Source organism: Serratia sp. CY82433 (assembly GCF_052166535.1).
GTDB classification, from domain to species: domain Bacteria; phylum Pseudomonadota; class Gammaproteobacteria; order Enterobacterales; family Enterobacteriaceae; genus Serratia; species Serratia sarumanii.
Genome location: NZ_JBJNOR010000002.1, coordinates 109,183 through 128,187 on the forward strand (window position 1 = coordinate 109,183; position 19,005 = coordinate 128,187).

The window sequence follows — 19,005 nt, forward strand, 5'->3', positions numbered from 1 at the left end:
GTCAAATCATTCAAAAGAGAATCCAGGAGCCGATTTATGAGCCTACACAGCAAGTCCGAAAGTCTGTACGCCCAGGCGCAACAGTTGATCCCCGGCGGGGTGAACTCTCCGGTGCGTGCATTCACCGGCGTGGGCGGTGTGCCGCTGTTTATCGAGCGGGCAGACGGGGCTTATCTGTTCGATGCCGACGGCAAGGCCTATATCGACTATGTCGGTTCCTGGGGGCCGATGGTGCTGGGGCACAACCACCCGGCGATCCGCGACGCGGTGATCGAAGCGGCGCAGCGCGGCCTGAGCTTCGGCGCGCCGACCGAGATGGAAGTCAAAATGGCGCAGCTGGTCACCGAGCTGGTGCCAACGATGGATATGGTGCGCATGGTGAACTCGGGCACCGAAGCCACCATGAGCGCCATCCGCCTGGCGCGCGGCTACACCAACCGCGACAAAATCATCAAGTTCGAAGGCTGCTACCACGGCCACGCAGACTGCCTGCTGGTGAAAGCCGGTTCCGGCGCGCTGACCCTCGGCCAGCCGAACTCACCGGGCGTGCCGGCCGATTTCGCCAAGCACACCCTGACCTGCACCTATAACGACCTGGATTCGGTGCGGGCCGCCTTCGAGCAGTACCCGTCCGAGATCGCCTGTATCATCGTCGAGCCGGTTGCCGGCAACATGAATTGCGTGCCGCCGCTGCCGGAATTCCTGCCGGGCCTGCGCGCGCTGTGCGACAAGTACGGCGCGCTCTTGATCATCGATGAAGTGATGACCGGCTTCCGCGTGGCGCTGGCCGGCGCACAGTCCTATTACGGCGTCGAGCCGGATCTGACCTGCCTCGGCAAAATCATCGGCGGCGGCATGCCGGTGGGCGCCTTCGGCGGCCGCCGCGACGTGATGGACGCGCTGGCGCCGACCGGCCCGGTCTACCAGGCGGGCACCCTGTCCGGCAACCCGATCGCCATGGCGGCGGGCTATGCCTGCCTGACCGAAGTGTCGCAGGTGGGCGTGCACCAGACGCTGACCGAACTGACCGAGATGCTGGCCGCTGGCCTGCTGCACGCGGCGCAGGAAGAGAATATCCCGCTGGTGGTCAACAACGTCGGCGGCATGTTCGGCCTTTTCTTCACCGACGCGCCGGCGGTCACCTGCTACCAGGACGTGATGCAGTGCGACGTGGAACGCTTCAAGCGCTTCTTCCACCTGATGCTGGAGGAAGGGGTGTATCTGGCGCCGTCCGCCTTCGAAGCGGGCTTCATGTCCGTGGCGCACAGCAAGGAAGACATTCAGCGCACCATCGACGCCGCGCGTCGCTGCTTCGCCAAGCTGTAATCCCGGCCGAATGACCAAAAAAACGGGCGCCTCGGCGCCCGTTTTGCTTTTCGCTGCCGCTTAAAGCAGCGTGCCGTAAATGGTCAACAGCGCCACCACCACCACGATGATCATCGTCACCTTGCGCGCCAGCGTCACCGCCGCCCGCGGCGTTTGCACCGGATCCATATGCGGATCGCGCGCCAGCGAGAACTGCGCCAGCCGCGTCAGCACCTGATACGACGATGAATGCCGATCCCCCAGCGAGGCGAACCAGGCCGGCAGCGCCCGCTCGCCGTGGCCGAACAGCGCATAGGCCACCCCGGCCAAGCGCACCGGGATCCAGTCCAGCCAGTTCAGCAGGTGATCGATGCCCGATTGCGAACGCTCCAGCGGCGTATTGTGGCGCGCCAGCCAGGTTTGATAGGCGCGCAGGAAGGCATACCCCGCCAGCGCGATCGGCCCGTAAGGCCCAAAGACCACGAACCAGAACAGCGGCGCCAGGTAATAACGGAAGTTGATCCACAGCAGCGCGTTTTGCAGCTCGCGCAGGCGCAGCTCTTCGCTGCAGTCCACCGGCAAACCGTGGATCAACGCCAGCTCTTCCGCCATCTGATCGCTGGCGTGGGTATCGCCCTGCCGCGCCGCTTTCAGATAGGCGCGGTAGTGTTTGCGCTTGATGCCGGCGCCGACGCACAGCAGATCGATGACGATCCACAGCAGCAGCGTCACCACGCCGAAGAACAACCCGTGCGACAGCCACAGAACGCCCCAGACGACCACCATCCAGGCGGCGGTCATCGCCAGCGTCTGCGCCAGCGAAACCCGATGCAGCCGCTGAAACACCACTTCGAGACGGTGATCCAGCTGCCAGTGTTCTCCCAGCTTAAACAGGCGCTCCCAGGCCAAAACCAGCAACAGCGTAAACAGCGTCATTAGCGATTCCTCTCCCTTTTTCTTGTCTCAAGCATAGCGTCGGCGGGCGCGCCGCGTTGTTCCAGAGATGCCAGATAGCGATCCCAATCGAACGCCGGCCCGGGATCGGTCTTGCGGCCGGGGGCGATATCGCAATGCCCGGCGATATTGGCCACCAGCGGCGGATAATGTTCGGCCAGCAGCGCGGTGACCGCCTGCAGCGCGCGGTATTGCGCCTCGGTGTAGGGTAACTGATCGGTGCCTTCCAGCTCGATGCCGATGGAGAAATCGTTGCACCGGTCGCGCCCCTGATACAGGGAAACGCCCGCGTGCCAGGCGCGCTGGTCGAAGGGCACGTACTGCACGATCTCCCCGTCGCGGCGGATCAGGCAGTGCGCCGACACCCGCAGCTGATGGATCTCGGCAAAATAGGGATGCTGTGCGGGATCGAGCGTGCCGGTAAACAGCTGGTCGATATAGGGGCCGCCGAACTCGCCGGGCGGCAGGCTGATGTTGTGGATGACCAGCAGCGACGGCGGCTCGTCATCCGGGCGCCGATCGCAGTGCGGCGAGACCACTCGCGTCACCCCGATAATCCAGCCATTTTCCAACTGCATCAGACACCTCTCTGCGGTGGTACTTATTCCTGCAACAGAGTAGCATGTTCCCCTACGATCTAACCGTCCATTTCGGAGTTTTCCATGCCGACACGCCGCTACAGTGCCGACAGTCGCCGCACCGAGCTTCTTGAACGAATTGAAAGTGATATTCCCTATGCCGTCGCCCAAGCGCTGCGCGAAGACCTGGGGGGTGAAGTCGACGCCGGGCGCGATATTACCGCGCAATTGTTACCGGCGGACAAGCAGGCCGAAGCCACCGTCATCACCCGCGAAGCCGGCGTATTCTGTGGCCGCCGCTGGCTGAATGAGGTCTTTATTCAATTGGGCAACCAGGTGCAGGTGGAGTGGCTGGTGGCGGACGGCGACCGTCTGACGCCAAACCAACCGCTCTGCCGGCTGCGCGGCCCCGCGCGGGTGATGCTGACCGGCGAGCGCACCGCGCTGAACTTCGTGCAGACGCTCTCCGGCGTCGCGACCGAGGTCAGCCGCTACGTGGCCCTGCTGGAAGGCACCCGGACTCGCCTGCTCGATACCCGCAAAACCCTGCCCGGCCTGCGCACCGCGCTGAAATACGCCGTGCTGTGCGGGGGTGGCAGCAACCACCGGCTGGGGCTGTCCGACGCCTTCCTGATCAAGGAAAACCACATCATCGCCTCCGGCTCTATCAAGAACGCGGTGGAAAAAGCCTTCTGGCTGCACGCCGACGTGCCGGTGGAAGTGGAAGTCGAATCGCTCGATGAACTGCAGCAGGCGCTGGACGCCGGCGCCGACATCATCATGCTGGACAACTTCAGCGTCGAGATGATGCGCCAGGCGGTCGCCCAAACCCAGGGCCGCGCCCAGCTGGAAGTATCCGGCAACGTCACCAGTGAGACGCTGCGCACCTTCGCCGAGACCGGCGTGGATTACATTTCGGTCGGCGCGCTGACCAAGCATGTGACCGCGCTCGATCTGTCGATGCGCTTCAAATGATCCCCTCGCCCCCGGCCGCTGCCGGGGGCGTTACCGTAAAATTGCGAAGCCCCTCGCACCCTTTTATTCACCGCTGCAAACAACGTCATTACTGATGGAAGCGCGCCGAGAAACGCGCAAAAGCCCCTCGCCGTGCCCCCGTGCAAACCGCTACCGTTGCCTTCCACACCCTTATGGAGGAGACAACGCATGGAAACGCAACGCGGCTTTACCCTGATAGAACTGATGGTGGTGATCGCCATCATCGCCATCCTCAGCGCCATCGGCATTCCCGCCTACCAGCGCTACATCCAGAAAGCGGCGATGACCGACATGCTGCAAACCATGTCGCCGTACAAACTGGCGGTCGAGCTGTGCGTGCTGGACGAAGGCGCCCCCACCGGCTGTGAAGCCGGCAGCAAAGGCATTCCCACCGGCGGCACGTCGCGTTACGTCAGCGGGGTGAAAGTCGTCAAAGGCGTGATCACACTGACCGGCACCCAAACGCTGCAGGGGCTGGCGGTGGCATTAACCCCCAAAGTGAACGCCGATGGGCTGACCCGCTGGAGCCGGCTGTGCAGCAGCGAAAACGCAACGCTGGTTGAAGTGTGCCAGGAAGTCTTCCGCTTCGACAACGCGGCGGAGTAACGGCGATGAACGCGCAAATCAGCGAAGAAGTTCACGCCCTGTGCCGGCGCTATCAGGCGCTGGCGCTGAACGAAGATCCGACCACCCTGACGATCGCCCTCAACGAAGAGGCGCCGCAAGGGCTGCTGGCGGCGCTGCGTTTCGCCACCGGCAAGCGCATCCATCTGGAGCAATGGCCGGCGGCCAGGCTGGAGCAGGCGCTGAACCAACGCCAGGAACCGCTACCGGCGCCGCTGGCGGCTGAAGAAGACAGCGCCGACATCGCCTACCCCGACGACGGCGACGCGCCGGTGGTGCAGTTCATCAACCAGACGCTGCGCCTGGCCATTCAGCGTCGCGCCTCGGACGTCCACTTCGAGCCCTTTCGGCAGCATTTTCGCATTCGCCTGCGCATCGACGGCGTGCTGCAAACCCTCGCCTCGCCGTCACCCCAGCTGACCGCACGCCTCATCGCCCGGCTGAAGATCCTCGGCCAGCTGGATATCGCCGAGCGCCGTCAGCCTCAGGACGGGCAGCTCAGCCTGACGCTGGACGGCGCGCGCTATGCCATGCGTATCGCCACTCTGCCGACGCTACACGGCGAAAAGGTGGTGCTGCGCGTTCAGCAGGGCGAACAGCAGGAGCTGCCGCTGGATCAACTGGGCATGAGCCGAGCGGATCTGGCGCGCTACGCGGCGGCGCTGGCCTGCCCGCAAGGTTTGATCCTGGTGACCGGCCCGACCGGCAGCGGCAAGACGGTAACGCTGTACAGCGGCCTGCGCCAGTTGAACGATGCGCAAAGCAACCTGTGCAGCGTCGAAGATCCTGTCGAGATCCCGCTGTTCGGCGTCAATCAGACCCAGATCAACGCCAAAACCGAGCTGAGCTTCGCCCGGGTGCTGCGCGCCCTGCTGCGCCAGGATCCGGATGTCATCATGATCGGCGAGATCCGCGATGCGGAAACCGCCGAGATCGCGGTCAAGGCCGCGCAAACCGGCCACCTGGTGCTGTCGACGCTGCATACCAACTCCACCGGCGAAACCCTGACGCGCCTGATGCACATGGGTATCCCCGGCTACCTGCTCGCCGGCTGCCTGAAGCTGGTCATCGCGCAGCGGCTGGTGCGCAGGCTGTGTCGCCACTGCCGCTACCCGCACAGCCAACCCACGCATTTTCCTGCCTCGGTCTGGCCGGAACCGCTGACCGCCTGGCGCGCCGATGGCTGCGAGCATTGCTTCGGCGGCTACTACGGGCGCATCGGCGTGTATGAACTGTTGCCCATTACGCCGGAAATACAGGCGGCGTTGCTGGCGAACGCCGCTCCCAGCCGGCTGGCGGATATCGCCCGCGAACAGGGGCAGCTTTCGCTGCTGCAGGCGGGCCTGGCGCTGGCCAGCGAAGGCGCGACCTCGCTGGAAGAGCTGTACCGCGTGATCGACGTCGTCCAGCTCGGCGTAACCGCGCCATGAAAGCGCGCCGGCTGTTTCTGTGGCAGGCTTTCGACGCCCAGGGTGCCCTGCGCCACGGCGAACTGATGAGCGATGAAAAACGGCAGGTGAGCCGGTTACTGATTGAGCAAGGTATGCAACCCTGGCGGATCGGGCACGGCAAACGCGTCACGCCCGGCCAGTGGCGCGGAGAACCTTTGATCCACTTCACCCGCCAACTCGCCACCCTGCTGCAGGCCGGGTTGCCGCTGGTCAATACGCTGCAGCTTCTGGCGGCAGAGCACCCTTCGGCGGCCTGGCGTTGCCTGTTGCGCCAGTTGGCAGAACAGGTGCGCGAAGGGCAGCCGCTCTCCGAAACCCTTGCCGCGCAGCCAGGCGTTTTTCCACTTATCTATCGCCAACTGATCGCCATCGGCGAGCTAACCGGCAATCTCGATCGCTGCTGCCTGCAGCTGGCGCAGCAGCAGGAAGCCCAATTGCTGCTGCGCCGCAAAGTGACCAAAGCGCTGCGCTATCCCCTCTTCATCTGTGCGGTGGCGCTGCTGGTCAGCGTGCTGATGCTGGTGATGGTGCTGCCGGAATTCGCCAAGGTTTATCAGTCGTTCGATGCGCCGCTGCCCTGGTTTACCCAAGGGTTATTGGGGTTGTCCGCGCTGCTGATCGCCGTTGGCCCCTATTTGGCGCTGCTGCTCGGCGCATTGCTGTTCGGCTATTGCCGCTGGCTGCATCCGCGCCCGCCGTGGCGCCGACGTGAGCAGGCCGCCTTGCTGCGCCTGCCGCTGATCGCCCGGCTGGTGAGCGGCGGCGCGCTGAGCCAAACGTTTCGTATTCTGACCATGACCCAACGCGCGGGTCTGACGCTGGTGGAAGGGTTGAACGCGGCGGCGCTGGCGGCCGACCATCTGCTGTACCGACAGGCGCTGGAGCAGGTGCAGCGGCAGCTCGCCGAAGGCGAGGCGTTTCATCACGCCCTCGCCCTGCAACCGCTGTTTCCGCCGCTGTGCCGGCAGCTGGTGCGGGTGGGCGAAGAATCGGGCTCGCTGGACGTCTTGCTGGATAAATTGGCGCAGTGGTATGAACGGCAGACGCACGAGCTGGCCGATACGCTGGCGCAAACGCTGGAGCCGCTGCTGATGCTGGTGGTGGGCGGGATTGTCGGCGCTTTGGTGATCGCCATGTACCTGCCTATCTTTCAACTGGGGAGCGTGCTGGGATAAAGGAGAGGTATAGCGGGCGCCGCGGTACGCGACGCCCGAATGCAAGGTGCGGCTTATTTGCTGCCGAAGACGCGGTTTTCCTGCTCCGCCACGCGGATAAAGGTGGTGCGCTTGGTCAGCTCTTTCAGGCGCTCGGCGCCAACGTAGGTGCAAGCAGAGCGCAGGCCGCCGAGGATATCGCGCACGGTAAACTCCACCTCGCCGCGCAGCGGCAGTTTGACGGTTTTGCCTTCGGCCGCGCGATACTCCGCCACGCCGCCGACGTGGCGCTTCATCGCCGACTCGGAGCTCATGCCGTAGAACAGCATGAACTTTTCGCCGTTCTCTTCCACCACGGTGCCTTCACACTCGTCGTGGCCGGCCAGCATGCCGCCCAACATCACGAAGTCAGCGCCGCCGCCGAAGGCTTTAGCGACGTCGCCCGGCACCGAGCAGCCGCCGTCGCTGACGATTTGGCCGCCCAGCCCGTGGGCCGCATCGGCGCATTCAATCACCGCCGACAGCTGCGGGTAGCCCACGCCGGTCTTCACGCGGGTAGTACAGACTGAGCCCGGGCCGATGCCAACCTTAACGATGTCGGCGCCGGAGAGGATCAGCTCTTCCACCATCTCGCCGGTCACTACGTTGCCGGCGCAGATCACGTGATTCGGGCAGGCTTCGCGCGCTTTCTGCAGGAAGGCGACGAAATGTTCAGAGTAGCCGTTGGCCACGTCGATGCAGATGAATTTCAGCGCCGGAGACAGAGCCAGGATCTGCTGCATTTTGGCGAAGTCGGCTTCGGAGGTGCCGGTGGACACCATCACGTGGCGCAGCACCGATTCCGGCATGCGCTGCACGAAGTCAGCCCATTGCTCGACGCTGTAATGTTTGTGTACGGCGGTGAGAACGTCGAAAGAAGCCAGGGCCTCTGCCATGCGGAAGGTGCCCACCGTGTCCATGTTGGCGGCGATAATCGGCACGCCGGACCAGCTGCAACCTGAATGCTTGAAGGTAAACTGACGTTCCAGTTCAACCTCGGAGCGGCTTTTCAGCGTGGAGCGCTTAGGGCGGATCAACACGTCTTTAAAGCCCAACTTCAAATCTTCTTCAATACGCATGACTTATGATTTCCTGGTTAATGGCGACGGATCGCAAGGAGGATATTCGAACCTCTGCCCGACGGCTTTCCAGTGGCGCAAAAAGACGGCGGCGAGATTAATGCCAGTTCCAGTGACGTTATAATACGCGCTAATAATCGCCGAACAAGACTGCGAATTCGCCTTTATTTACGCTACAATCCGACAAATTTACCTGCATAATCGCAGTGTGATTGCCCGCTCATTTTTGCCGTGCCGCTGCACTTTTTCTCGCCGCCCGAACGGTGCCGACGCGCAAGCGCCGCCTGCCGACTTGCACTTCTGCGCGATCGCTTTATGATTCGACTATTATTTTTTTATGAACATCGGATGCACCTAACACCATGGCCTACATTGTTGCGTTGACCGGGGGCATAGGCAGCGGCAAGACGACCGTCGCGAACGCCTTTGCGCGCCACGGCGCAACCCTTGTCGATGCCGACGTGATCGCCCGTCAGGTCGTCGAGCCGGGCACCCCTGCCTTGGCCGCGATCGCCGAACGATTTGGTAATGAAATGTTGCTGCCGGACGGCGCGTTGAACCGTGCTGCGCTGCGTCAGCGCATCTTCAGCCATCCCGATGACAAAACCTGGCTGAACCAGCTGCTGCATCCGCTGATACACCGTGAAACCCAGCGCCAACTGGCGCAGGCCGCCAGCCCGTACGCGCTGTGGGTGGTGCCGTTGCTGGTGGAAAACGGCCTGCAGGATCGCGCCGATCGGGTGCTGGTGATCGACGTCGACGCCGAAACCCAGCTGGCTCGCACCATCGCGCGCGACGGCGTCAGCCGTGAGCAGGCGCAAAGCATTCTCGCCGCCCAGGCCACGCGCCGGCAGCGCCTCGCCGTGGCGGATGACATTATTGACAACAGCGGCGCCGCTCAGGGGATAGAGCCACAGGTCGCCGCACTGCATCGTCGCTACCTTGAACTGGCGGCAACAGCGCCCCAACAGGATTAAACTGCATGAGTGATGTTTCCCCAACCGTTCTCTTTGAACACCCGCTGAACGAAAAAATGCGCACCTGGCTGCGCATCGAATTCCTGCTGCAACAGCTGCACGGCCAACGCGCCCTGAGTGAAACCGCCATCGCCCTCACCTTCTTTCGCACCGTCTCCGACTTGCTGGACGTGCTGGAGCGCGGCGAAGTGCGCACCGAACTGCTCAAAGAGCTGGAGCGCCAGCAGCAAAAACTGCTGGCCTGGGCCGATGTGCCGGGCGTGGACATGGCGCTGATCGACCAGCTGCGCGGCCAGTTGAAGTCGCGCGCATCGGCGCTGATGGCGGCGCCGCGCCTCGGCCAGGCGCTGCGCGAAGACCGGCTGATCGGCCTGGTGCGCCAGCGGCTGAATATTCCCGGCGGCTGCTGCAGCTTCGATCTGCCGACCCTGCACATGTGGATGCACGCGCCGCAGCAGGATCGCGACGCCGACGTCGCCACCTGGCTGCAGTCGCTGGATCCGCTGAACCAGGCGCTGACCATGGTGCTGGATCTGATCCGCCAGTCCGGACCGTTCCGCAATCAAATCAGCCTGAACGGCTTTTTCCAGGACAACGCCGAAGGGGCGGATCTGCTGCGCCTGCGCCTCCATCTGGCGCCACAGCTTTATCCGCAGATTTCCGGCCACAAGACGCGTTATGCCATTCGTTTCCTGCCGCTGGACAGCGAAAATGGCGTGGTGCCTGAACGCCTGACGTTCGAACTGGCCTGTTGTTGAACTTGTGAAAGAAAGCCTTCTCAGCACTGACAGAAGGCGTAAGGAACCGTTATGACGACCGTAGTAAAATGCCCAACCTGTGGCACCGGCGTGGTTTGGGGTGAAGTCAGCCCGTTCCGGCCGTTTTGCAGCAAGCGCTGCCAGCTGATCGATCTCGGCGAGTGGGCCGATGAAGAGAAGCGCATTCCGAGCAACAGCGATCTGTCGGAAAGCGAAGACTGGAGTGAAATGGACGATCGCTGATCGCCCACGGTTGGCCTGGCGGGCGCCAGGCCACGCTTGTCATTGCGCGGCGTTCGCCTGCGCCACCAACAGTCGGATGATGCCGACGTTGGCTTCCGGGAATTCGTCTTCACGCAGATCCGCCTGTTTTACCCAGCGCATCGGTTGCCCTTCACGGCCGAACGGCTCGCCTGCCCAGGCCTCCACCAGATAAAAATTCAGCGTCACGATGCGATCGCTGAAGCGATGCTCCACCACCTCCAGCAGCTCGGCACGTTCGGCTTCGATACCGGTCTCTTCCCGCAGCTCGCGGCTCAGCGCCTGTTCCGGCGTTTCACCCTGTTCGATCTTGCCGCCGGGAAACTCCCAGAACCCGGCCATGTGCGCGTCGGCGGCGCGGCGGGTAATAAAGATCTCCCGTTGCGCATTGCGGATGATGCCCACGGCGATATTCAGATGTTTCATCTCACCCTCCTGATGGGTGTCAAAAAACAGGGGCTCAGCAAGCTGAACCCCTGGTGTTATCGGTTAACCGCGGCCGGCATTACTGCAGGCGGCCGTGGCACTGCTTGTATTTCTTGCCGGAGCCGCATGGGCATGGATCGTTGCGGCCCACTTTACGCTCGGCGGTCGCCGGCGCGTTCGGATCTTCGGTCACCAGCGCGTTCTCGTCGTGGTGGCTCAACTGTTGGTGCTGCGCCAGGCGCTCGGCCTCTTCACGGCGCTGCTGTTCCAGCGCTTCCACCTCTTCCGGCATCCGCACCTGAACCTTGCTCAGCACGCTGATCACTTCATATTTCAGCGATTCCAGCATGGTGGCGAACATGTTGAAGGATTCGCGCTTGTACTCCTGCTTTGGATCCTTCTGCGCATAGCCGCGCAGGTGGATACCCTGACGCAGGTAGTCCATCGCCGCCAGGTGTTCTTTCCATAGGGAATCCAGCGTCTGCAGCATCACGCCCTTCTCGAAGTTGCGCATCATTTCGCTGCCGACCACGTCTTCCTTACGCTGGTACTGCTCTTTGGCGTTCTCCAGAATGCGTTCGCGCAGCGTCTCTTCGTGCAGCTCCGGCTCTTTGTCCAGCCATTGTGCGATCGGCATCTCCAGATCGAAGTCGTTCTTCAGGCGCTCTTCCAACCCCTGAATGTCCCACTCTTCTTCCAGCGACTGCGGCGTGATGTAGTTGTCGATGGTGCTCTTGAACACGTCCTCGCGGATGCTGGCGATGGTTTCGCTCACGTCGGACACGTCCAGCAATTCGTTACGCTGGCTGTAGATGGCGCGGCGCTGATCGTTGGCGACGTCGTCGTATTCCAGCAGCTGCTTACGGATGTCGAAGTTGCGGCTCTCTACCTTGCGCTGGGCGTTGGCGATCGCCTTGGTCACCCACGGGTGCTCAATCGCTTCGCCTTCTTTCATACCCAGTTTACGCATCATGCCGGACACGCGATCCGAAGCGAAGATACGCATCAGGGCATCTTCCATCGACAGGTAGAAGCGGGATGAACCGGCATCGCCCTGACGACCGGAACGGCCGCGCAGCTGGTTATCGATACGGCGCGATTCATGGCGCTCGGTGCCGATGATATGCAGGCCGCCTGCCGCCAGCACCGCGTCGTGGCGTTCTTTCCAGGCGGCTTTGATGGCTTCAATCTGCTCTTCGGTCGGCGCTTCCAGCAGCGCTACTTCGGCCTGCCAGCTGCCGCCCAGCACGATATCGGTACCACGGCCCGCCATGTTGGTGGCGATGGTCACCGCGCCGCTCTGGCCGGCCTGGGCGACGATATCCGCTTCCATGGCGTGGAACTTGGCGTTCAGCACCTTGTGGTCGATGCCCGCTTTGGTCAGTTCGCGGGAAACCACTTCGGATTTCTCGATCGAGATGGTGCCCACCAGCACCGGCTGGCCTTTGGCGGTACGCTCGCGGATGTCTTCGATGATGGCGCCGATCTTCTCTTTCTCGGTCATATATACCAGATCCGGCATGTCCTTACGGATCATCGGACGGTTGGTTGGCACCACGATGGTGTCCAGCTTGTAGATCGAGCTGAATTCGAAGGCTTCGGTATCGGCGGTACCGGTCATCCCCGCCAGCTTCTCGTACAGGCGGAAGTAGTTCTGGAAGGTGATCGAAGCCAGCGTCTGGTTCTCGTTCTGGATCTCCACGCCTTCTTTGGCTTCCACCGCCTGGTGCAGGCCGTCGGACCAACGGCGGCCCTGCATGGTACGGCCGGTGTGTTCGTCGACGATGATCACTTCGCCATCTTTCACGATGTAGTCAACGTCGCGGGTGAACAGCACGTGGGCGCGCAGCGCGGCGGTAACGTGGTGCATCAGCATGATGTTGGTCGGCGAGTACAGCGACTCGCCCTCATCCATGATGCCGGCTTCCACCAGCATCTCTTCGATCAGGATCAGGCCGCGTTCGGTCAGGTGGACCTGGCGCGCCTTCTCATCCACCGAGAAGTGCCCTTCACCCTTGAAGGTGTCGGAGTCTTCTTTTTCCTGGCGGATCAGTTTAGGGATCAGCTTGTTGACCTTGATGTACATCTCGGAGCTGTCTTCGGCCGGGCCGGAGATGATCAGCGGCGTACGCGCTTCATCGATCAGGATGGAGTCCACCTCATCCACCAGCGCATAGTGCAGTTTGCGCTGCACGCGCTCTTCCGGGCTGAACGCCATGTTGTCGCGCAGGTAGTCGAAGCCGTATTCGTTGTTGGTGCCGTAGGTGATGTCGGCGGCGTAAGCTTCACGCTTGGCCGGCGCCGGCATGCCCGGCAGGTTGATACCGATGCTCAGGCCGAGGAACTCGAACAGCGGACGGTTGTTTTCGGCGTCACGCTGCGCCAGATAGTCGTTGACGGTCACGACGTGCACGCCGCGGCCGCTCAGGGCGTTCAGGTAAGCCGGCAGCGTCGCGGTCAGGGTTTTACCTTCACCGGTGCGCATCTCGGCGATGCAGCGATCGTTCAGCACCATGCCGCCCAGCAGCTGCACGTCGAAGTGACGCATGCCGAACACGCGTTTGCTCGCCTCACGCACTACGGCGAAGGCTTCCGGGATCAGGCTTTCCAGCGATTCGCCCTTCTCCAGGCGCGCGCGGAATTCGTTGGTTTTCGCTTTCAGCTCATCATCGGACAGTTTTTCCATGTCCGGTTCCATGCGGTTGATCTGCTCAACCACTTTGCGCATGCGGCGCAGGGTACGATCGTTACGGCTGCCAAAAACTTTGGTTAATAATTTCACTAACATGATGTTTGATATCTCTGTCATGACGGCCTGACACGGCAGTCAACTTGCTATTATTTATGGTTTTTGTGCCCGAAGGGCGGAGTCAGACGAGCGCGGCAGGCCCGGCGCGAATGCCCTGTACCTGCGCCACCCACAGGCCGGTCTGGTGCCGTGCCAGCGTTGGCAGCACCTCAAGGTGGGTGTGGCGAATGATGGTCGGCGGCTTCGGCTCGTGCGTCAGCAGCGCGTTGAGGGTGGACAGCAGCGCCAGTTGCGCCACCTGCAAAGGGGGTTCCGCTTCGGCTTCGCTCTCCTGCACCCGCGCATAAACCGCCTGCGGCGCCAGCGCGAAAGAGAGGTGACGAATGACGGTGCGCAGCGCATGTTGCTGCCAATAATCTACGCTGAAGGTAGGACGGCGGTGCGCGTCCTGCAGCAGGGCCAGGCTGTTGAAGGTGCCATTGGCCGCATTTTGCCGGTTAAGGCTGGACGACGTATTCGGCAGTGCGGCCTGATCGGGGGCGCCGGACAAACTGGAAGACGCGCCAAGCGTGGCCGCAACCATCCCTAACAGGAGATGGGGCCAGAAATAACGTCTGCCAAATTGTCGCCAACGATTTAGAATACCGATCACGAGTTTATAATCCGCCGGAGCCCATTATGCGCGATAGCCGTCCACAATTATTAGATGTCCTGTTCGACGACGCGTCTGCCGGCAGCAAAGGGCCGCTGCATAACGTCCAGCAACGCGCGGTGGCGCTGCTCAAGCTTAACCGTGCAGTGAAGGGCCTGTTGCCCGCTCCCCTGCATCCCTGGTGCCGCGTCGCGAATTTCCGACAGGGTATTTTAGTGCTCGAAACGGCAAATGCCAGTTGGATGATGCGCTTGCGCTACGAACAACCCGCTTTGCTGTCTGCACTACGAGCGCAAATTCTACCATCATTGTCGTCGATCGACATCAGGATTAATCCGGCCTTGATGGCGAAAGGCAGCCACCAGGTGCAAAACGCAGAGAAAGCGCCGGAAAAACCGGTGCCGATGCGGCATTTGAGTCTGGAAAGTGCGGAAGAACTGAGAGGATTGGCGAGCCGTAGCCCGGAAAAACTGCGCAAGATATTGGAACGGCTGGCTGCATTGGCCGGAGAGGGTACCAACACAACCAGTCGTGATAAGTAATCAGCGACACAACTGCAAAACATCAGACCGCATCACGAGCCTGAATGCTCAGGCTCTCAGAGGATGCGCCTGCCGTTATTCGCAGCGGGCGAGGAATTCAGACCTTACGCCAATACGGTAGACGGTGCCTTGAATGCCAACGGCATTTCGGCTTCGTCCTGGAAGGTCACGTATTCCCACGCTTCCTGCTTGGCCAGCACGGCCTGCAGCAGTTTGTTGTTCAACGCGTGGCCAGACTTGTACGCGGTAAACGCGCCAATGATGTTGTGGCCGCACATGAACAGGTCGCCGATGGCGTCCAGCATTTTGTGACGTACGAATTCGTCTTCGAAACGCAGGCCGTCTTCGTTCAGCACGCGGTAGTCATCCACCACGATGGCGCAGTCGAAGCTGCCGCCCAGGGCCAGGCCGCGGGACTGCAGGTATTCGATGTCGCGCATGAACCCGAAGGTGCGCGCGCGGCTGATTTGACGCACGAACGACTCAGCCGAGAAATCAAGACGATAGCGCTGAGAGCTGGCGTCGATAGCCGGGTGATTGAAGTCGATGGTGAAGTCCAGGCGGAACCCGTTATGCGGGGACAGCTCGGCCCATTTGTCGCCATCTTCAACACGCACGGTCTCTTTCAGACGCAGGAATTTCTTCGCCGAGTTCAGCTCTTCGATGCCGGCATCCAGCAGCAAGAACACGAACGGACTGGCGCTGCCGTCCATGATTGGGATTTCAGCGGCGTCGACTTCGATGACAATGTTGTCGATGCCCAACCCAGCCAGCGCGGCGTTGAGGTGCTCAACGGTCGAAATACGCACGTCATGCTCATTCACCAGGCAAGTACAGAGCATGGTATCACGCACGGATTTTGCATCAGCCGGAAAATCAACCGGTGGATTCAAGTCAGTGCGACGATAGATGACCCCGGTATTAGCCGGCGCTGGGCGCATTGTCAGCGTGACTTTCTTGCCGGTATGCAAACCGACGCCAGTCGCCTGAACAATACGTTTTAATGTCCTTTGTTTGATCATCGTTTTATCTCGCAATGTTATCCATCCTACCAGCCAAGCATACAGCATGGCTGGCGGGACAGTTTAGCACAAAGAGCGGAGATTCCAAATTCTCAGGATATTCTTAGTCTGCCTGTTTACGCAGGAAGGCTGGAATATCAAGATAGTCGGGCTCTTTATTCGGTTGCGCAGCTTGGTCGTTGACCACCTTGGCGGCAGGTTTTACTTCCTGCGGCAGAGGCGACATGCCGTGCTGCTGATAACGGTGATCCATCACCGGCTGGCTGGCCTGCTTATTGGTCACCAGGGTGATTTCAGGACGTTTGTCCATACCGATACCGGTTGCAACCACGGTAACGCGCAGTTCGTCGTTCATTTCCGGATCCAGCGAGGTACCGATAACCACGGTCGCGTTGTCGGAAGCGAACGCACGGATGGTGTTACCCACGGTTTCGAACTCATCCAGACGCAGGTCGAAGCCGGCGGTAATGTTGACCAGCACGCCGCGCGCGCCGGACAGGTCGATGTCTTCCAGCAGTGGGCTGGAGATCGCCATTTCGGCCGCTTCTTCGGCACGGTCTTCACCGCAAGCCACGCCGGAACCCATCATCGCGTAGCCCATTTCGGACATCACGGTGCGCACGTCGGCGAAGTCGACGTTCATCAGGCCCGGACGGGTGATCAGCTCGGCGATACCCTGCACCGCGCCTTTCAGCACGTCGTTGGCCGCGCCGAACGCGTCCAGCAGAGAGATGCCGCGCCCCAGAACTTTCAGCAATTTGTCGTTCGGGATGGTGATCAGCGAGTCCACGTGTTTGGACAGCTCAGCGATACCCTGCTCCGCGAATGCCATGCGCTTCTTGCCTTCGAAGTTGAAAGGCTTGGTCACCACGGCCACGGTCAGAATACCCAAATCTTTAGCCACTTCAGCCACCACTGGCGCCGCACCGGTACCGGTACCGCCGCCCATGCCGGCCGCGATGAAGACCATGTCTGCGCCGTCCAGCGCTGCGCGCAGGGCTTCGCGGTCTTCTTCCGCTGAATTGCGACCCACTTCCGGGTTCGCGCCCGCACCCAGACCTTTGGTAATACCGCTACCGATCTGGATGGTTTGGCCAACCGCCGTTTTGCGGAGCGCCTGGGCGTCCGTGTTCACAGCGAAGAATTCAACACCTTCGATGCGCTCGCGCACCATGTGTTCAACGGCGTTGCCACCGCCGCCGCCGACGCCGATGACTTTAATCACCGCGTCATTGGTTAGTTCCATTGGTTCAAACATAGTTTCTCTCCGTTTTGTGCCTGTCGCTGCGAGATCATAAAAAGATTACTCAGCATGATCTCTTTGTTGAAACATTAAAACTCTTTTCTCAGCCAGCTATTGATGCGTTTAAACCAATTGCCCACCGAGGCGCGTTTTTCTACTTCCGTCTCACCGCTCAGGTGAGACTCTTTTCCATAGTGCAGCAGACCTACCGCCGTCGAGTAGTAAGGCTCCTGCGCATAATCCGTCAGACCCGTGATGTTCAAGGGTTGGCCGATGCGTACCTGAGTGTGAAACACCCGTTGCGCACAGGCTGCCAGGCCATCAATCTGGGCGGCGCCACCGGTCAGCACGATACCTGCCGCCAGATGATGCTTCACCCCTTGCTGACGCAGTTGCTCCTGCAATTGCAAAATTTCATCGTTAACCAGATTCAACAGTTCGGTGTAGCGTGGCTCAATGACTTCAGCCAGCGTCTGTCTTTGCAGACTGCGCGGAGGACGTCCCCCGACGCTAGGCACCTCTACATTCTCATCCTTGCTAACAATCGACCCAAGCGCACAGCCGTGTCGAACTTTAATCGCTTCCGCGTCGGTCGGCGGCGTGCCGAAGGCGTAGGCGATATCGCTGGTGACCACGTTCCCGGCATAAGGGATCACTTTGGTGTGGCGCAGCGCACCGCCGGTGTACACCGCCATATCCATGGTGCCGCCGCCGATATCCACCACGCAAACGCCGAGTTCGCGTTCATCTTCGGTCAGCACCGCGTAGCTCGCGGCCAGACCGGCGAAAATAAGTTGGTCAACTTTCAGGCCGCAACGTTCCACGGCCTTGACGATGTTCTTCGCCATATCGTTATGGCAGGTAATCAGATGCACCTTGGCCTGCATGCGCACGCCGGACAGCCCAACCGGGTTTTTGATGCCTTCCTGATAATCGATGGCGTATTCCTGAGGAATCACGTGCAGAATGCGGTGTTCGTCGCGCACGCGCACCGATTTGGCGGTATGCACCACGTTCTCCACGTCATCCTGCGTCACTTCCTCTTCCGAGATCGGCACCATGCCGATTTCGTTCTGGCAGCTGATGTGTTTGCCCGACAGCGCCAGATACACCGAGGAGATCTGGCAGTCCGCCATCAGCTCGGCCTGATCGATGGCGCGCTGTACGCACTTCACCACCGACTCCAGGTCGTTTACGCCACCCTTATCCATGCCGCGAGACGGGCAGCTGCCCACCCCGATAATGTTGACCATGCCATCGGGCAGAACTTCCCCTACCAACGCGGAGACTTTTGCAGTACCGATCTCCAGTCCAACTACCAGTTTTCTGTCCGTCGACTTGATCATTGTTGTTTTGCCTGTGCCTGATTCTGTTGCTGATTACTGTTTTGCTGACCGCCAAGCGCCTGCGGATCGACCAACACCGGAGCCCACCCTACCGAAGCGCCGGACTCGTAGCGCAGATCGACATAGCTGACACGCTTGCTCTCCGCCTGGCCCTGCTGCTGCAATACCGGGTAAAGCTCGATAAACCGCTGCAAACGCCCATTGCGGTCATCGCGCCCCAGCTCAAGCCGGACATCGTTGTCCAGCGCCAGCTGCCAGGAATGGCGCGCGGTCATCGCCGCCATTTTCAGCGTATATTTGCTGGCCGCCAACGAAGCGCTCATCGCCCGATAGCCTTCCAGCACATCCTGCTCGCTCCCTTCCGGCCCGTAGAGCAGCGGCAACTTCTGCTTGCCCGCCCGCTCCGCCGGCACGCTGAACGCTTTGCCTTCGGCGTCCACCATGTGCAAATCGTTCCAGCGCGCCACCGGGACGTACTCCACCAGATGGATCTTCAGCTCATCCGGCCATTGTTTGCGCACGCTGGCCTGCTTGATCCACGGCAGACGTTCGATCTGCTGCTGGATGACGTCCACATCCTGCGTCATAAAGGTGCCGGGCGCGCCCAGCGCCAGGATCGCCTGACGAATATCATCGTTGGTGGTGTAGTGGCGTTCGCCGGTCACCACCAGCCTTGAGAGCGGCAGGCGACTGGCGTCTTTCATCCAGCCAAGCACCGCCCAACCGCTCCACACGACCGTTCCCAACACCATCAGCAGGAAAATCATTCCCGCCAACTGGGTTCCATTGCTGCGGCGCGGGCCGTTATCGACCTCGCGATCGCGCGCATTCAGGGCAGCTTGCGACATA

19 protein-coding genes are annotated in these 19,005 nt (G+C 61.3%); 9 read left to right on the top strand and 10 right to left on the bottom strand.

Going from position 1 to position 19,005, the window contains the following annotated elements:
- Positions 1 to 36 precede the first annotated feature (36 nt).
- Complete coding sequence (gene hemL, locus ACJ8PI_RS14105) at positions 37 to 1,326, top strand: glutamate-1-semialdehyde 2,1-aminomutase (protein ID WP_033637128.1); 1,290 nt, start codon at positions 37 to 39, stop codon at positions 1,324 to 1,326.
- Between the two features lie 60 nt (positions 1,327 to 1,386).
- On the opposite strand, the gene ampE is transcribed toward hemL, so the two are convergent.
- Together ampE and ampD are read right to left on the bottom strand one after the other, a co-directional pair.
- Positions 1,387 to 2,241: a beta-lactamase regulator AmpE gene (ampE, locus tag ACJ8PI_RS14110; RefSeq protein WP_025301586.1), complete on the bottom strand. Its 855-nt coding sequence runs from the start codon at positions 2,239 to 2,241 to the stop codon at positions 1,387 to 1,389.
- Positions 2,241 to 2,837: a 1,6-anhydro-N-acetylmuramyl-L-alanine amidase AmpD gene (gene ampD / locus ACJ8PI_RS14115; RefSeq protein WP_039568845.1), complete on the bottom strand. Its 597-nt coding sequence runs from the start codon at positions 2,835 to 2,837 to the stop codon at positions 2,241 to 2,243. The genes ampE and ampD overlap by 1 nt, the downstream gene beginning before the upstream one ends.
- Positions 2,838 to 2,921: 84 nt before the next feature.
- Between ampD and nadC the strand changes: the two genes are divergently transcribed.
- The 4 genes from nadC to hofC all read left to right on the top strand — a co-directional run bounded on the left by nadC (position 2,922) and on the right by hofC (position 7,083).
- Positions 2,922 to 3,812, top strand: coding sequence for a carboxylating nicotinate-nucleotide diphosphorylase (nadC, locus tag ACJ8PI_RS14120; RefSeq protein WP_019455086.1), 891 nt, complete (start codon positions 2,922 to 2,924; stop codon positions 3,810 to 3,812).
- A 189-nt stretch (positions 3,813 to 4,001) separates the two neighbouring features.
- Positions 4,002 to 4,439 (top strand): prepilin peptidase-dependent pilin, encoded by a 438-nt coding sequence (gene ppdD, locus ACJ8PI_RS14125; protein ID WP_041033285.1) that lies wholly within the window; start codon positions 4,002 to 4,004, stop codon positions 4,437 to 4,439.
- 5 nt (positions 4,440 to 4,444) lie between these two features.
- Positions 4,445 to 5,887, top strand: a complete 1,443-nt coding sequence (gene gspE / locus ACJ8PI_RS14130) for a type II secretion system protein GspE (protein WP_164134593.1) — start codon at positions 4,445 to 4,447, stop codon at positions 5,885 to 5,887.
- Positions 5,884 to 7,083 carry a protein transport protein HofC gene (hofC, locus tag ACJ8PI_RS14135; protein ID WP_049213093.1) on the top strand — a complete coding sequence of 400 codons (1,200 nt, stop codon included), beginning with the start codon at positions 5,884 to 5,886 and terminating at the stop codon, positions 7,081 to 7,083. Before gspE ends, hofC begins: the two co-directional genes overlap by 4 nt.
- A gap of 53 nt (positions 7,084 to 7,136) precedes the next feature.
- Here hofC and ACJ8PI_RS14140 read toward each other — a convergent pair whose 3' ends face one another.
- Entirely contained in the window at positions 7,137 to 8,180 is a 1,044-nt protein-coding gene (locus ACJ8PI_RS14140) for a GMP reductase (RefSeq protein WP_015376656.1), read from the bottom strand.
- Positions 8,181 to 8,542: 362 nt separating this feature from the next.
- Here ACJ8PI_RS14140 and coaE point away from each other — a divergent pair, with 362 nt between their 5' ends.
- From coaE to yacG, 3 genes are read left to right on the top strand one after another with little or no spacing between them, the layout of a single operon-like run.
- On the top strand, positions 8,543 to 9,157 hold the full coding sequence (gene coaE / locus ACJ8PI_RS14145) for a dephospho-CoA kinase (protein ID WP_033637119.1): 615 nt from the start codon (positions 8,543 to 8,545) through the stop codon (positions 9,155 to 9,157).
- A gap of 5 nt (positions 9,158 to 9,162) precedes the next feature.
- Positions 9,163 to 9,915: a cell division protein ZapD gene (gene zapD, locus ACJ8PI_RS14150; protein ID WP_039568833.1), complete on the top strand. Its 753-nt coding sequence runs from the start codon at positions 9,163 to 9,165 to the stop codon at positions 9,913 to 9,915.
- 51 nt (positions 9,916 to 9,966) lie between these two features.
- Entirely contained in the window at positions 9,967 to 10,158 is a 192-nt protein-coding gene (gene yacG / locus ACJ8PI_RS14155; protein WP_004932737.1) for a DNA gyrase inhibitor YacG, read from the top strand.
- A gap of 39 nt (positions 10,159 to 10,197) precedes the next feature.
- Here the strand turns inward: yacG and mutT are convergent, their stop codons facing one another.
- From mutT to secM, 3 genes are all read right to left on the bottom strand, one after another.
- The gene (gene mutT, locus ACJ8PI_RS14160) at positions 10,198 to 10,602 is read right to left on the bottom strand and encodes an 8-oxo-dGTP diphosphatase MutT (protein ID WP_033652916.1); all 405 of its coding nucleotides are present in this window, start codon (positions 10,600 to 10,602) and stop codon (positions 10,198 to 10,200) included.
- Between the two features lie 79 nt (positions 10,603 to 10,681).
- Positions 10,682 to 13,390, bottom strand: coding sequence for a preprotein translocase subunit SecA (secA, locus tag ACJ8PI_RS14165; protein ID WP_033637114.1), 2,709 nt, complete (start codon positions 13,388 to 13,390; stop codon positions 10,682 to 10,684).
- 82 nt (positions 13,391 to 13,472) lie between these two features.
- Positions 13,473 to 14,003, bottom strand: a complete 531-nt coding sequence (gene secM / locus ACJ8PI_RS14170) for a secA translation cis-regulator SecM (RefSeq protein WP_033649205.1) — start codon at positions 14,001 to 14,003, stop codon at positions 13,473 to 13,475.
- Positions 14,004 to 14,029: 26 nt separating this feature from the next.
- On the opposite strand from secM, the gene ACJ8PI_RS14175 reads away from it, so the two are divergent.
- A complete protein-coding gene (locus ACJ8PI_RS14175) occupies positions 14,030 to 14,545 on the top strand; it encodes a DUF721 domain-containing protein (RefSeq protein WP_033637110.1) in 516 nt (171 codons plus the stop codon).
- 104 nt (positions 14,546 to 14,649) lie between these two features.
- On the opposite strand, the gene lpxC is transcribed toward ACJ8PI_RS14175, so the two are convergent.
- From lpxC to ftsQ, 4 genes are all read right to left on the bottom strand, one after another.
- Entirely contained in the window at positions 14,650 to 15,567 is a 918-nt protein-coding gene (gene lpxC / locus ACJ8PI_RS14180; protein ID WP_025159644.1) for a UDP-3-O-acyl-N-acetylglucosamine deacetylase, read from the bottom strand.
- Positions 15,568 to 15,670: 103 nt separating this feature from the next.
- Positions 15,671 to 16,825 (bottom strand): cell division protein FtsZ, encoded by a 1,155-nt coding sequence (gene ftsZ, locus ACJ8PI_RS14185; RefSeq protein ID WP_004932757.1) that lies wholly within the window; start codon positions 16,823 to 16,825, stop codon positions 15,671 to 15,673.
- A 74-nt stretch (positions 16,826 to 16,899) separates the two neighbouring features.
- A complete protein-coding gene (gene ftsA / locus ACJ8PI_RS14190; RefSeq protein ID WP_004932758.1) occupies positions 16,900 to 18,156 on the bottom strand; it encodes a cell division protein FtsA in 1,257 nt (418 codons plus the stop codon).
- Positions 18,153 to 19,004: a cell division protein FtsQ gene (gene ftsQ / locus ACJ8PI_RS14195; RefSeq protein ID WP_033637108.1), complete on the bottom strand. Its 852-nt coding sequence runs from the start codon at positions 19,002 to 19,004 to the stop codon at positions 18,153 to 18,155. The genes ftsA and ftsQ overlap by 4 nt, the downstream gene beginning before the upstream one ends.
- Position 19,005: the final 1 nt, after the last annotated feature.

Bases quoted from the DNA above. Each gene is read 5' to 3' on its own strand.
- ampE (WP_025301586.1), bottom strand. From the start codon at position 2,241: ATGACGCTGTTTACGCTGTTGCTGGTTTTGGCCTGGGAGCGCCTGTTT.
- mutT (WP_033652916.1), bottom strand. From the start codon at position 10,602: ATGAAACATCTGAATATCGCCGTGGGCATCATCCGCAATGCGCAACGG.
- gspE (WP_164134593.1), top strand. From the start codon at position 4,445: ATGAACGCGCAAATCAGCGAAGAAGTTCACGCCCTGTGCCGGCGCTAT.
- ppdD (WP_041033285.1), top strand. From the start codon at position 4,002: ATGGAAACGCAACGCGGCTTTACCCTGATAGAACTGATGGTGGTGATC.
- ftsA (WP_004932758.1), bottom strand. From the start codon at position 18,156: ATGATCAAGTCGACGGACAGAAAACTGGTAGTTGGACTGGAGATCGGT.
- secA (WP_033637114.1), bottom strand. From the start codon at position 13,390: ATGTTAGTGAAATTATTAACCAAAGTTTTTGGCAGCCGTAACGATCGT.
- ACJ8PI_RS14175 (WP_033637110.1), top strand. From the start codon at position 14,030: ATGCGCGATAGCCGTCCACAATTATTAGATGTCCTGTTCGACGACGCG.
- yacG (WP_004932737.1), top strand. From the start codon at position 9,967: ATGACGACCGTAGTAAAATGCCCAACCTGTGGCACCGGCGTGGTTTGG.
- ftsQ (WP_033637108.1), bottom strand. From the start codon at position 19,004: ATGTCGCAAGCTGCCCTGAATGCGCGCGATCGCGAGGTCGATAACGGC.
- hemL (WP_033637128.1), top strand. From the start codon at position 37: ATGAGCCTACACAGCAAGTCCGAAAGTCTGTACGCCCAGGCGCAACAG.
- coaE (WP_033637119.1), top strand. From the start codon at position 8,543: ATGGCCTACATTGTTGCGTTGACCGGGGGCATAGGCAGCGGCAAGACG.
- ampD (WP_039568845.1), bottom strand. From the start codon at position 2,837: ATGCAGTTGGAAAATGGCTGGATTATCGGGGTGACGCGAGTGGTCTCG.
- zapD (WP_039568833.1), top strand. From the start codon at position 9,163: ATGAGTGATGTTTCCCCAACCGTTCTCTTTGAACACCCGCTGAACGAA.
- nadC (WP_019455086.1), top strand. From the start codon at position 2,922: ATGCCGACACGCCGCTACAGTGCCGACAGTCGCCGCACCGAGCTTCTT.
- ACJ8PI_RS14140 (WP_015376656.1), bottom strand. From the start codon at position 8,180: ATGCGTATTGAAGAAGATTTGAAGTTGGGCTTTAAAGACGTGTTGATC.
- hofC (WP_049213093.1), top strand. From the start codon at position 5,884: ATGAAAGCGCGCCGGCTGTTTCTGTGGCAGGCTTTCGACGCCCAGGGT.
- lpxC (WP_025159644.1), bottom strand. From the start codon at position 15,567: ATGATCAAACAAAGGACATTAAAACGTATTGTTCAGGCGACTGGCGTC.
- ftsZ (WP_004932757.1), bottom strand. From the start codon at position 16,825: ATGTTTGAACCAATGGAACTAACCAATGACGCGGTGATTAAAGTCATC.